The sequence below is a fragment of the Rhodovulum iodosum genome, from assembly GCF_041020385.1.
Lineage (GTDB): Bacteria > Pseudomonadota > Alphaproteobacteria > Rhodobacterales > Rhodobacteraceae > Rhodovulum > Rhodovulum iodosum.
In genome coordinates, this window is sequence record NZ_JBEHHI010000002.1 from 401,759 (window position 1) to 414,302 (window position 12,544).

Here is a 12,544-nt window from a genome sequence, read left to right on the forward strand (position 1 = left end):
TGCGGACGGCCAGCCATTCTGCGAAGTTCCGGGTCTAGGCCGCCGCCACGCAGGTGTCGGGCAGGAAGCCGGGGCCTGCGCCGCAATCCTTGCGCGTCGGCGGAGCCGGATTGGCCCGAAGGGGGCAATGCCACCTGCCTTTTTGCAGGGACGGCGCAAGCTCGCGCTTGAACAGCGCGCCGTTCGATCCAATTATATTCAATTGAACGAATGTAAAGGAGGCGGGGCGATGAGCGACTCCCTCAAACTCGTCTGCCACGAGTGTGGCGGCACAAACCGGGTGCCGATAGCCAAGCTGGGCGCGGTGCCGAAATGCGGTACCTGCGGCGCGAAACTGGCCGACGGCAAGGTGCGCGATATCGACTTTCGCACCATGGAAAAAAGCGCCAGAACCGACGATCTGCCGCTGCTGGTCGATTTCTGGGCCGCTTGGTGCGGGCCCTGCCGGATGATGGCGCCGCAAATCGCGCAGGCCGCCCAGGCGCTTGCCCCGAACGCGCGGCTGGTCAAGGTCGATACCCAGGCCAACCCCGACGCCACCGTGCGCTTCAACATCCGCGGCATTCCGATGCTGATCCTGTTCCAGGGCGGGCGCGAAGTGGCCCGTCTGACGGGGGCGCGGCCCGCCGCGGATATCGAGGCATTCGTGCGCCGGAACGCCAAGCTGCCCGCTTGACATCGCCAGCCGCTTGGGCCAAATCAGCGCGCACCGGGGCCGTAGCTCAGTTGGGAGAGCGCGTCGTTCGCAATGACGAGGTCAGGGGTTCGATTCCCCTCGGCTCCACCAGATTTCCCAGGCATGTTTTGTGACGTCGGGCTGCGTGCGGCGCGGCGCAAGGGCGGGGTGCCATGACAAGTATCTTTCTGGCAACGGGGCCCGTCCGATGACCCCTGCCGCCCGCATCGCTGCCGCGGCCGAGCTGCTGGACGCCATTCTCGCCGGCGCCCCGGCCGAGCAGATCCTGACCCGCTGGGCGCGCGCGAGCCGCTTTGCCGGCTCGAAAGACCGGCTGGCAGTGCGCGACCTGGTATTCGAAGCGCTTCGGCGGCGGCGCTCCTGTGCCGCGCTCGGCGGGACCGAGACCGGGCGGGGGCTGATGCTGGGGCTGGTCCGGGCCCGGGGCGAGGACCCGGACACGCTCTTCACAGGCTCCGGCCACGCGCCGGCGCCCCTGACCGGGGCTGAGCGCGCCGTGGCCGCCGGTGATCTGCCCGAAGAGGTCGCCCTCGACGTCCCCGATTGGCTGGCACCGCGCCTGCGCGCCAGCCTGGGCGCGGATTTCGCCGCCGTCATGGCGCTCTTGCGCGACCGGGCGCCGGTCTTTGTCCGGGTCAACCTGGCCAAGGCCGACCGCGCCGCCGCCCAGGCCGCCCTGGCGGAGGACGGCATCGCCGCGCGGCCCCATCCGCTGTCGCCCACGGCGCTTGAGTTGACCGAAAACGCACGCAAACTGCACCTCGGCCGCGCCTATCGCGACGGCCTGGTCGAGGTGCAGGACGCCGCCTCGCAGGCGGTCTGCGATCACCTGCCTGTGCCCGCGGCCGGCACGGCGCTGGATTATTGCGCGGGCGGCGGCGGCAAGGCGTTGGCCCTTGCCGCACGGCCGGGCGTGCGGGTTTTCGCCCACGACGCCGAGGCGCAGCGGATGCGCGACCTGCCCGCGCGCGCGGGCAGGTCGGGCGTGCGGATCGACTGCCTTGCGCCCGGCGCGGCGGGGCAGGCGGCGCCCTATGACCTGGTGTTGTGCGATGCGCCCTGTTCGGGCAGCGGCGCGTGGCGGCGCAGCCCCGATGGCAAATGGCGGCTGACCGAGGCGCGGCTGGCCGAATTGGTGCGGATACAGGCCACCATCCTCGACGCGGCGGCGCCGCTGGTGGCGCCCGGGGGCGTGCTGGCCTACGCCACATGTTCGCTGCTCGACGAGGAGAACGCCGCGCAGGCCACCCGCTTTTGCGCCCGCAGCGCGGGCTGGCAATGCCGCGCCGAGCATCGGTTCACGCCGCTCGACGGCGGCGACGGGTTTTACCTGGCGCTTCTTGAGCGCAGCGGGACCGGCTTAACACGCGCTTAACCAAATTCCGCCGAGAGTGGTCGCAGGGGCGAATCGCGAACGGAGGTGCGCGTGCCGCGGCTGATCGGGATCGAGACACCGCTGACGCGGCTGGCGGCGCTGGAGGCGCCGCGCGCCGGGCTGGTGCTGGCGCTGGGGCTGGTGTTTGTGCTGGCCGCGCTGCTGGCCGGGGGCTGGCCGGTGCGGGCGGGGCTGCTGGGGGCCGGGGCCACGCTGTGTGCGCTGGCCGCGCTCTTGCGGCTTCTGGCCGACACGCGCGGTGCGCGGCGGGCCGGGCGGCTGCGGGCCGCGGCCGCGGCGCTGGCCGAGCGTCAGCCGGCCCCGGGCTTTGCCACCGATGCGGACGGGGCGCTCGTCTATGCCACGCCCTCGGCCGAGGCGCGGTTCGGCGTCGGCGGCGACGGCACACTGGTGCGCGCCCTGGGCGAACTTTTCGCCAACCCCGCCGCGGTGATCTACCGGCTTCAGGCCAGGGCCGCGGCGGAAGGCGCCGCCAGCGAAGAGGTCGTCACCCGCCGCGGCTTTGTCAAGATCGCCGTGCATCGATTTGGCTGCGATGGGTTTTTCTGGGTTCTGGACGAACGGGAAGAGCGCCCGGGCACCACCCGCGGGGCGTCCGGGCTGGGCCTGCCGGTGCTGACCGCGGGCCAAAGCGGCACGATCCTTTACCTGAACGACGCGGCCCGCGCGTTGTTGGGCGGACAGCCTCGCCGGCTCGACCAGGTCTTTCCGCGCGGCCTGCCGCGGCCGGGCGCGTTGGCGCGGATCGCAGGCGACAACGGCCCGGTCTCGGTGCGGTTTCTCGAAATTGCCGGGCGGCACGGGCGGCGCGAGATCTATCTCTGGCCGCAGGAGGCGCTGGCCGAAATGGCCGGGCCCGACCTTTTCGAGTCACTGCCGGTGGCTCTTTTGAAACTCACGCCCGAGGGCGAGGTGCAGTTGATCAACCACCAGGCGCGGGCGCTTTTGGGCGTGTCGGGCGAGGCGACGGTCGATTTCTGTGCCCGGATCGAGGGGCCGGGACGGCCGGTGCGCGACTGGTTGGCCGACACCGCCCAGGGCCGCGCGGCGCATCGCGCCGAGGTGGTGCGGGTGCTGCGCGAGGACCGCGACCTCTTCGTCCAGGTCACGCTGGAGCGGATCGATGCGCCCGGCGCGCCCGAGCTATTGGCGGTGCTGCACGATGCCACCGAATTCAAGACCCTCGAGGCGCAGTTCGTGCAAAGCCAGAAGATGCAGGCGATCGGGCAACTCGCCGGCGGGATCGCGCATGATTTCAACAATCTTTTGACAGCAATTTCAGGTCATTGCGAGCTGTTGTTGCTGCGCCATGATGAGGGCGACCCGGATTTCGGCGATCTCGTGCAGATCAGCCAGAACGCCAACCGCGCGGCCAGCCTGGTGGGCCAGTTGCTGGCGTTTTCGCGCAAGCAGACGCTGCGGCCCGAGATCGTCGATCTGCGCAACACGCTGACCGACCTGACCCACCTGCTGAACCGCCTGGTGGGCGAGACCGTGCGCCTCAGCCTCGTGCATGACCCCGATCTGCCGCCGATCCGCGCCGACAAGCGCCAGCTCGAACAGGTGATCCTCAACCTCGTGGTCAACGCCCGCGACGCGATGCCCGCCGGCGGCCAGGTGCGGATCGAGACGGTGCGCCACCGGCTGGGCGAGGATCTGCACCGCGACCGGGCGGTGGTGCCGGCGGGCGACTTCGTGCTGGTGCGGGTCGTGGACGAAGGCGTGGGCATCCCGCGCGACAAGCTGGCCAAGGTGTTCGAGCCGTTTTATTCGACCAAGCGGCCGGGCGAGGGCACCGGGCTGGGGTTGTCGACCGCCTATGGCATCGTCAAGCAGAGCGGCGGCTTTATCTTCGTCGACAGCGCGGTGGGGGCGGGCACCTGTTTCACGCTCTATTTCCCGGCCTCCGACAGGGCCGCGGAGGCGCCCGCCCCGCCGGCCGAGCGCCCGGCCGATCCCGCTGCCGCCCGGCCTTGCGCCGGGGTCGTCCTGCTGGTCGAGGACGAGACGCCGGTGCGGGCCTTCGCGGCGCGGGCGCTGCGGATGCGCGGGCTGACCGTGCTCGAGGCCGACAGCGCGGAACGGGCGCTCGAGCTGCTGGCCGACCCGGCGGTCGAGGTCGATGTCTTCGTCACCGACGTGGTCATGCCGGGCAGGGACGGGCCGAGCTGGGTGCGCGAGGCCCTGGCCGACCGCCCCGACACCCGCGTGATCTTCGTCTCGGGCTACGCCGAGGCCCCGCCGGCCATGCCGGGCGGGGACATTCCGCATGCGCTGTTCCTGCCCAAGCCGTTTTCCTTGCGCGAACTCACCGAAACGGTGCAGCGGCAGATCCACTAGCCGGGCGGCGCTAACCGGGCGTTAACCATGATCTGCAAGGCTCACGATGAGAAAACCGTTGATCTGTTCTTGGTTTGCCCCCATAAAAAGGGGAACTTAACGTGAACAAGAGCAGTCATTGCCGCCACGTGGCGGTTGTGGAATAAGGATGCGACACATGGCGACGGCGAACCTTCTGGACATGGCGGACAAGCGCAACAGCGACAAGCAGAAAGCTCTCGATTCCGCGCTTGCGCAGATCGAGCGGCAATTCGGCAAGGGCTCGATCATGAAGCTCGGCCGGGACAACCCGGTGACCGAGATCGAGTCGACGTCGACGGGGTCGCTTGGCCTCGATATCGCGCTCGGCATCGGCGGCCTGCCGAAGGGCCGGATCGTCGAGATCTACGGGCCTGAAAGCTCGGGCAAGACCACGCTCACCCTGCATTGCATCGCCGAAGAGCAGAAAAAGGGCGGCGTCTGCGCCTTCGTCGATGCCGAGCACGCGCTCGACCCGCTCTATGCCCGCAAGCTGGGCGTCGATCTCGACGAATTGCTGATCAGCCAGCCCGATACCGGCGAACAGGCGCTGGAGATCACCGACACGCTGGTGCGGTCGGGCGCGGTCAGCATGGTGGTGGTCGATTCGGTGGCCGCGCTGACCCCGCGTTCCGAGCTTGAGGGCGACATGGGCGACAGCTCGGTCGGCGTGCATGCCCGGCTGATGAGCCAGGCGATGCGCAAGCTGACCAGCTCCATCGCGCGGTCGAAATGCATGGTGATCTTCATCAACCAGATCCGCATGAAGATCGGCGTGATGTTCGGCAGCCCGGAGACCACGACCGGCGGCAATGCGCTGAAATTCTATTCCTCGGTGCGGTTGGACATTCGCCGCATCGGCGCGATCAAGGACCGCGACGAGGTGGTCGGCAACGCCACCCGCGTGAAGGTGGTCAAGAACAAGGTCGCCCCGCCGTTCAAGCAGGTGGAATTCGACATCATGTATGGCGAAGGCATCTCCAAGACCGGCGAATTGCTGGACCTGGGCGTGAAGGCCGGCGTTGTCGAGAAATCCGGCGCCTGGTTTTCGTATGGCGACGAGCGGATCGGGCAGGGCCGCGAGAACTCCAAGGCGTTCCTGAAGGATCACCCCGAGGTTGCGCTGGAGATCGAGGACAAGATCCGCGCCGCCCACGGGCTGGATTTTCACATGGATGCCGAGGGCGGCGAAGAGGACGTGATGGAAAGCTAGCCGCGCGCGGCGCGTCCGGCCGGGGCCGGAGGCGCTGTAGGGTGCGGCACGCATCGGGAAAGCGCCGGGTGGGAAACCGCCCGGCGCTTCGTTTATGGACACCGACTGGTCGTGGATATACATCGGACGGCAAACCGGAAATCTGCCGCGAAAGGCCGACCCCCCATGCCCAGCCTCAACGAAATCCGCTCGACCTTCCTGAGCTATTTCGAAAAGAACGGCCACGAGGTGGTGGACAGCTCCCCCCTCGTGCCGCGCAACGACCCCACGCTGATGTTCGCCAATTCCGGCATGGTTCAGTTCAAGAACCTGTTTACCGGCGTCGAGGCGCGCGACTACACCCGCGCGACCACCAGCCAGAAATGCGTGCGCGCCGGCGGCAAGCACAACGACCTCGACAATGTGGGCTACACCGCGCGGCACCATACCTTTTTCGAAATGCTCGGCAATTTCAGCTTCGGCGACTATTTCAAAGAGGCCGCCATCCCCTATGCCTGGGAGCTGTTGACCCGCGATTTCGACATCCCCGCCGACAAGCTGCTGGTCACGGTCTATCATACCGACGACGAGGCCGCGGCGATCTGGAAAAAGGTGGCAGGCCTGCCCGAAGAGCGGATCATCCGCATCCCCACCAGCGACAATTTCTGGCAGATGGGCGATACCGGCCCCTGCGGGCCCTGCACCGAGATCTTCTTTGACCACGGCGATCACATCTGGGGCGGCCCGCCGGGCAGCGCCGAGGAAGACGGCGACCGGTTCATCGAGATCTGGAACCTCGTCTTCATGCAGTACGAGCAGTTCGAGGACGGCACAAAGCGCGACCTCGCAGCGCAGTCGATCGACACCGGCATGGGGCTGGAGCGGATCGGCGCGCTGTTGCAGGGCAAGCATGACAACTACGACACCGACCTGATGCGCGCGCTGATCGAGGCCTCGGCGCACGCCACATCGACCGAGCCCGACGGGCCGGGCAACGTGCATCACAGGGTGATCGCCGACCACCTGCGCTCGACCTCGTTTCTGATTGCCGACGGGGTGATGCCGTCGAACGATGGCCGCGGCTACGTGCTGCGCCGGATCATGCGCCGGGCAATGCGCCATGCGCATCTTCTGGGCGCGCGCGACCCGCTGATGCACCGGCTGGTGCCGGCGCTGGTCACCCAGATGGGCGCGGCGTACCCCGAACTGGGCCGCGCGCAGGCGCTGATCCAGGAGACGCTGAAGCTGGAAGAGACCCGCTTTATCCATACGCTCGAGCGCGGCCTGCGCCTGCTGGACGACGAGCTGAAAAAGCTCGCCGAGGGCGCGCCGCTGCCCGGCGATGCGGCGTTTCGGCTGTACGACACGTTCGGCTTTCCGCTGGACCTGACGCAGGATGCCCTGCGCGAGATGGGCCGCAGCGTCGACGTGGCGGGATTCGACGCGGCGATGGCCGAGCAGCGGGCCAAGGCCCGCGCCTCCTGGGCGGGCTCGGGCGAGGCCAAGGAATCGCGGGTCTGGTTCGATATCGCCGAGACGGTCGAGCCGACCGATTTCCTGGGCTACGACACCGAGATTGCCGAGGGCCAGGTGATGGCGCTGGTGGTCGATGGCCGCGCGGTTGACGAGATCGCCGAGGCCCAGGAAGGCTGGATGGTGGTCAACCAGACCCCGTTCTACGGCGAGGCCGGCGGCCAGGTGGGCGACACCGGCACCTATCTCAAGCCCGAGGGGGCGGGACTGATCCTCGACACGCAGAAGATGCCCGGCGGGCTTTACGCCCACAAGGTGCAGCCGGAAAAGGCGCCGCTTGCGGTGGGCGACGCGCTGGAGCTGCGCGTCGATCACAACCGGCGCCGCGCGATCCGCGCCAACCATTCGGCCACGCACCTGCTGCACGAGGCGCTGCGCGAGACGCTGGGCGATCATGTCGCGCAGAAAGGTTCGCTCAACGCGCCCGACCGGCTGCGCTTCGACTTCTCCCACGGCAAGGCGCTCAGCCCCGAGGAGCTGGCCACGGTCGAGGGCGAGGTCAACGCCTTCATCCGGCAAAACAGCCCGGTCGAAACCCGGATCATGACCCCCGACGACGCGCGGGCCATCGGCGCGCAGGCGCTTTTCGGCGAGAAATACGGCGACGAGGTGCGCGTGGTCTCGATGGGGGAGGCGCCCACGGGCAAGGGGATCGACGGGCGCACCTGGTCGATCGAGCTGTGCGGCGGCACGCATGTGCGCCAGACCGGCGATATCGGGCTGTGCGTGATCCTGGGCGACAGCGCGTCCTCGGCCGGCGTGCGCCGCGTCGAGGCGCTGACCGGGCAGGCGGCGCTCGATCACCTGGTCGCCCAGCAGAACGTGCTGGCCGAGGTGGGCGAGGCGCTGCGGGCGCGGCCCGAAGAGATCGTGAGCCGGGTACGCACGCTGATGGACGAGCGCCGCGCGCTGGAGGGCGAGGTGGCCAACCTGCGCCGCGAACTGGCGCTCGGCGGCGGCGGACAGGCGGGGCCCGAGCCGAAAACGGTGGGCGGCAAGGCGTTCCTGGCGCAGGTTCTTTCGGGCGTGTCGGGCAAGGACCTGCCGCCCCTGATCGACGCCCACAAGGCCAGGATCGGGTCCGGCGCGGTTCTGCTGATTGCCGATATGGAGGGCAAGGCGGCGGTGGCCGCCGGCGTGACCGACGACCTGACGGCAGAGCTGTCGGCGGTCGATCTGGTCAAGGCGGCGGTTGCAGCCCTTGGGGGCAAGGGCGGCGGCGGCCGTGCCGACCTGGCCCAGGGCGGCGCCAGAGATGCGCAACAGGCAGACGCCGCGATCAAGGCGGCCGAGGCCGTGCTGGAGGGGTGAGCGATGGGCGCTTTGTGGATTGCGAATGTACATGTGACCGACGAGGCGGCGTACAAGAAATACGCCGCGCTTGCGACCGAGGCGATCGCCGCTCATGGCGGCGTGTTCCTCGCGCGCGGGGGGCGCTACGTCCAGCTTGAGGGGCGGGACCGGGCGCGCAACGTCGTGGCGCGGTTTCCCAGCCTGGAGGCGGCACAGGCCTGCTATAACTCGCCCACCTACCAGGAGGCGCTGAGCCATGCCCGCGGCGCCGCCGAGCGCGACCTGGTGATTGTCGAAGAGGCCTGAGCGCAGCTATTCCGACGGGATGCGCAGCGTGTCGGTGCCCTCGATCAGCTTTTCCACGAAGGCACATCCGTTGTCCGGCGCGCTGAAGTGCAGCCACGCGGCCTGGGCGAAATAGCCCGGCGCGGACAGCACGGTGAACTCGTTCAGCCCCATCGGGTCGACCGGCAAGCGCACCTTGTGACCGTCAAGAACCCGTGCCCGGTCCTCGGGCGACAGGCCGTCGATCTGAAGCGCATAGGCGATGTATTCGTGATCGGCGTAGCACGGCACGCCCGTGCACTCGGTCTGGTCCAGGAAGGCGTGCGCCAGTTCATGCGTGATCAGGCTGTCAAAGAGCGCCGCCGGGGCGATCCGGGCCCAGATGCTGTCGTGCTTGAGGCTGCGGCTCAGCGCATCCGGACCGCTGACAGAGATGCTGTCGTCGCGGCAATCGTAATACGCAAGGCAGGCTTCATCCAAATGTTGCGTTTCATCGACGACGCGGATCACCAGCGGGCGTGATTGATCAAGATGGCAGGCGGCGAGCCGCGGGCGGGCGCGGGCCACGGCGTCGCAGGCCGCGGCCATGATGGCGGGCCGCTCGGCCTCGACCGTGATGCGCGGGTCGCCGGAGCAGGGCAGCGCCCCGGCCACGGCGCATCCGCAGGCCAACAGCCAGAAGCTGGCAGCGATGACAGCCCGCATGTCCTCCCCCCTGCTGGCCCGACGGTCAGCCTAGGCGCAGGGGGGCGGAGCTGTCCAGCCCGAGCCGCGTGCGGCCGCGGGCGGCAATGCTAGCCCGCCGCGCGGGACTGGCGCTTGCGCTCATGCGGGTCGAGAAAGCGTTTGCGCAGGCGCACCGCGTTCGGCGTGACCTCGACCAGTTCGTCGTCGTCGATATAGGCGATGGCCTGTTCCAGGCTCATCGTCACAGGCGTCGTCAGGCGCACCGCCTCGTCGGTGCCAGAGGCGCGCACGTTGGTCAGCTTCTTGCCCTTCAGCGGGTTCACCTCGAGGTCGTTGTCGCGGGAATGCTCGCCGATGATCATGCCTTCGTAGACGGGTTCCTGCGCGCCGATGAACATCCGGCCGCGGTCTTCGAGGTTGAACAGCGCATAGGCCACCGAGGTACCGTTCTCCATCGAGATCAGCACGCCCGCGCGGCGGCCCGGGATCGGGCCCTTGAAAGGTGTCCAGCCGTGGAAGACGCGGTTCAGCACGCCGGTGCCGCGGGTGTCGGTCAGAAACTCGCCGTGATAGCCGATCAGCCCGCGCGAGGGCACATGGGCGATGATCCGGGTCTTGCCGGCGCCGGCGGGGCGCATCTCGACCATTTCGCCGCGGCGCGGGCCGGTCAGCTTTTCGATCACCACGCCGGAATATTCGTCGTCGACATCGACGGTGACCTCTTCGACGGGCTCCAGCCGCTGGCCGTCTTCCTCGCGCATCAGCACCTGCGGGCGCGAGATCGACAACTCGAACCCCTCGCGGCGCATGTTCTCGATCAGCACGCCCATCTGCAATTCGCCGCGCCCCGCGACCTCGAACGCCTCGCCGCCGGGCGTGTCGGTCACGCGGATGGCCACGTTCGACTCGGCCTCTTTCATCAGCCGTTCGCGGATGACGCGCGATTGCACCTTCTTGCCGTCGCGCCCGGCCAGCGGGCTGTCATTGATGCCGAAGGTGACGGTGATGGTCGGCGGGTCGATCGGCTGGGCGGGCAGGGGCGTGTCGATCGCCTGCGCACAGATCGTGTCGGCCACGGTCGCCTTGGCCATGCCTGCCAGCGTGACGATGTCGCCCGCCTGGCCTGCGTCGATCGGCTGTTGCCCAAGGCCCCGGAAAGCCAGCACCTTGGAGACGCGGAAGTTCTCCAGCAGGTCGCCCTTGCGCGTCAGCGCCTTGACCGTGTCGCCGGGCTTGATCCGGCCGCTTTCCACGCGGCCCGTCAGAAGGCGGCCCATGAACGGGTCGGCAGACAGGGTCGTGGCCAGCATCCGGAACGGCTCGTCCACATGGTGCAGCTGTTTCGGCGCCGGCACGTGGTCGAGGATCAGATCGAAGAGCGCGTGCAGATCCTTGCGCGTGCCGTCGAGCGTGGCGTCGGCCCAGCCGTCGCGCCCCGAGGCGTACATATGCGGGAAATCGAGCTGTTCGTCATTGGCACCGAGATTGGCGAAAAGGTCGAACACCTCGTCGAGCGCGCGGTCGGGCTCGGCATCGGGTTTGTCGACCTTGTTCAGCACCACGATGGGGCGCAGCCCGAGGGCCAGCGCCTTGCTGGTGACGAACTTGGTCTGGGGCATCGGCCCCTCAGCGGCGTCGACCAGCAGCACCACGCCGTCGACCATGCTCAGGATGCGTTCGACCTCGCCGCCGAAATCGGCGTGGCCGGGTGTGTCGACGATGTTCACCCGGTGCCCGTCCCATTCGACCGAGGTCGCCTTGGCCAGGATGGTGATCCCGCGCTCGCGTTCCAGGTCGTTGCTGTCCATCGCACGCTCGGCCACCGCCTGGTTTTCGCGGAATGCGCCCGACTGTTTCAATAGCTCGTCGACCAGCGTGGTCTTGCCGTGGTCCACGTGTGCGATGATCGCGATATTGCGAAGGTCCATAGTTGTGTCTGCCTGAAGGGAGGGTTGCCGTGGCGATAGAGGGTTTCGCCCCGAAAGGCCAGCGCCAATGCTCAGTGGGTCGCGGAATTCGAAAACAGGTGAATCACCGCGATGCCGGCGATGATCATCGCCATGCCGAGCAGCGCGGCCAGGTCTATGCGCTGGCCGAAAAAGACCCAGCCGATGGCCGCGATCAGCACGATGCCGAGGCCCGACCAGATGGCGTAAGCGACCCCCACGGGGATGGATCTGAGAGCGAAGGCAAGGAAATAGAACGACAATGCATAGCCCACCACGACGATGACCGACGGTACCAGCCGTGTGAATTGCTGGCTGGCCTGCAGCGCCGAGGTGCCCACGGTCTCGGTCAGGATCGCCAGCATCAGAAAGAGATAGGCTTTGGGCATCCGCGGGCTCCGGGAGTTTAGCGCACGATATAGCGGTCGCGGCGGTGGTTGGTGGCGATGATGATATTGAGCACGGCCGCGCCGATCAGGGAATAGAGCACGGTCATCGGCGCCATGACGGCCAGCGCCAGCGCAAACACCACCGCGTCAAAACCGAGCTGGACCCAGCCCGCCTTGATGCCGCGGGTATCTTGCAGCCAGAATGCGACGATGCCCACGCCGCCGAGGCTGGCGCCGTGCCGGAAGAGCGCGAGAAGCCCCGCGCCGGCGGTCACGCCGGCAAGGATGGCGCCGACCAGCGGGTGGACGGTTTCCAGCTGCAAGACCTTCGGCAGGATCTCGGTGAAGAGCGACAACAGGCCCACGGCCGAAAAGGTCTTGACCGTGAAGGCCCAGCCCACCCGGCGCAGCGCCAGCCAGTAGAACGGCAGGTTGAGCGCGAAGAATATCAGCCCGAACGACAGGCCGCTGGCATAGGACGCCACCAGCGACAGCCCGGCGATCTGGCCGGTGGTCAGCCCGGCGCTTTGCAGAAGCTGCACCGAGAGCGCCACCAGCAGGGTGCCCACGAATAGGCCCTGTGCGTCTTCCGCGAGCGAATGGCGCGGCGGTGTCTGGGGACGATTCGCCATGGCAGCCAAATCGCGCCTCAAGCGACGCTTGTCCAGAGCGCCCGCAGGGCCGGCGGGCGTTTTTGTTGTTTGGGATAGATGCAATAACACAACTTGCGCGGGTTTGTGTCCGGTCGGCGAACAATAGGGCGAAAAG

Annotated in this window: 10 protein-coding genes and 1 tRNA gene; 7 read left to right on the forward strand and 4 right to left on the reverse strand. The window is 68.2% G+C overall.

From position 1 onward, the window contains the following. The first annotated feature begins 229 nt into the window (after positions 1-229). The 7 genes from trxC (at position 230) to Ga0609869_RS11100 (ending at position 8,775) form a co-directional block, all read left to right on the forward strand. Positions 230-676 (forward strand): thioredoxin TrxC, encoded by a 447-nt coding sequence (gene trxC, locus Ga0609869_RS11070; RefSeq protein WP_125407213.1) that lies wholly within the window; start codon positions 230-232, stop codon positions 674-676. A gap of 35 nt (positions 677-711) precedes the next feature. Further along, positions 712-787: transfer RNA gene (locus Ga0609869_RS11075), tRNA-Ala, on the forward strand. Positions 788-884: 97 nt separating this feature from the next. After that, the gene (locus Ga0609869_RS11080; protein WP_125407216.1) at positions 885-2,072 is read left to right on the forward strand and encodes an RsmB/NOP family class I SAM-dependent RNA methyltransferase; all 1,188 of its coding nucleotides are present in this window, start codon (positions 885-887) and stop codon (positions 2,070-2,072) included. Between the two features lie 51 nt (positions 2,073-2,123). Beyond that, positions 2,124-4,433: an ATP-binding protein gene (locus Ga0609869_RS11085; protein WP_125407219.1), complete on the forward strand. Its 2,310-nt coding sequence runs from the start codon at positions 2,124-2,126 to the stop codon at positions 4,431-4,433. 157 nt (positions 4,434-4,590) lie between these two features. Next, positions 4,591-5,664, forward strand: a complete 1,074-nt coding sequence (gene recA / locus Ga0609869_RS11090) for a recombinase RecA (protein ID WP_125407222.1) — start codon at positions 4,591-4,593, stop codon at positions 5,662-5,664. Positions 5,665-5,829: 165 nt separating this feature from the next. Beyond that, a complete protein-coding gene (gene alaS, locus Ga0609869_RS11095; RefSeq protein WP_125407225.1) occupies positions 5,830-8,487 on the forward strand; it encodes an alanine--tRNA ligase in 2,658 nt (885 codons plus the stop codon). 3 nt (positions 8,488-8,490) lie between these two features. Next, a complete protein-coding gene (locus Ga0609869_RS11100) occupies positions 8,491-8,775 on the forward strand; it encodes a DUF1330 domain-containing protein (protein WP_125407228.1) in 285 nt (94 codons plus the stop codon). A 6-nt stretch (positions 8,776-8,781) separates the two neighbouring features. Here Ga0609869_RS11100 and Ga0609869_RS11105 read toward each other — a convergent pair whose 3' ends face one another. From Ga0609869_RS11105 to Ga0609869_RS11120, 4 genes are all read right to left on the reverse strand, one after another. Beyond that, on the reverse strand, positions 8,782-9,459 hold the full coding sequence (locus Ga0609869_RS11105; RefSeq protein ID WP_125407231.1) for a DUF6639 family protein: 678 nt from the start codon (positions 9,457-9,459) through the stop codon (positions 8,782-8,784). 89 nt (positions 9,460-9,548) lie between these two features. After that, positions 9,549-11,369 (reverse strand): translational GTPase TypA, encoded by a 1,821-nt coding sequence (gene typA, locus Ga0609869_RS11110; RefSeq protein WP_125407234.1) that lies wholly within the window; start codon positions 11,367-11,369, stop codon positions 9,549-9,551. Between the two features lie 71 nt (positions 11,370-11,440). Continuing rightward, positions 11,441-11,776 carry a DMT family transporter gene (locus Ga0609869_RS11115; protein WP_125407237.1) on the reverse strand — a complete coding sequence of 112 codons (336 nt, stop codon included), beginning with the start codon at positions 11,774-11,776 and terminating at the stop codon, positions 11,441-11,443. A gap of 17 nt (positions 11,777-11,793) precedes the next feature. Beyond that, positions 11,794-12,408 carry a YitT family protein gene (locus Ga0609869_RS11120; protein ID WP_125407239.1) on the reverse strand — a complete coding sequence of 205 codons (615 nt, stop codon included), beginning with the start codon at positions 12,406-12,408 and terminating at the stop codon, positions 11,794-11,796. Positions 12,409-12,544 lie beyond the last annotated feature (136 nt).

Excerpts from the sequence above, each read along its gene's own strand:
- trxC (WP_125407213.1), top strand. The coding sequence starts at position 230 with ATGAGCGACTCCCTCAAACTCGTCTGCCACGAGTGTGGCGGCACAAAC.
- Ga0609869_RS11080 (WP_125407216.1), top strand. The coding sequence starts at position 885 with ATGACCCCTGCCGCCCGCATCGCTGCCGCGGCCGAGCTGCTGGACGCC.
- recA (WP_125407222.1), top strand. The coding sequence starts at position 4,591 with ATGGCGACGGCGAACCTTCTGGACATGGCGGACAAGCGCAACAGCGAC.
- alaS (WP_125407225.1), top strand. The coding sequence starts at position 5,830 with ATGCCCAGCCTCAACGAAATCCGCTCGACCTTCCTGAGCTATTTCGAA.
- Ga0609869_RS11100 (WP_125407228.1), top strand. The coding sequence starts at position 8,491 with ATGGGCGCTTTGTGGATTGCGAATGTACATGTGACCGACGAGGCGGCG.
- Ga0609869_RS11105 (WP_125407231.1), bottom strand. The coding sequence starts at position 9,459 with ATGCGGGCTGTCATCGCTGCCAGCTTCTGGCTGTTGGCCTGCGGATGC.
- typA (WP_125407234.1), bottom strand. The coding sequence starts at position 11,369 with ATGGACCTTCGCAATATCGCGATCATCGCACACGTGGACCACGGCAAG.
- Ga0609869_RS11115 (WP_125407237.1), bottom strand. The coding sequence starts at position 11,776 with ATGCCCAAAGCCTATCTCTTTCTGATGCTGGCGATCCTGACCGAGACC.
- Ga0609869_RS11120 (WP_125407239.1), bottom strand. The coding sequence starts at position 12,408 with ATGGCGAATCGTCCCCAGACACCGCCGCGCCATTCGCTCGCGGAAGAC.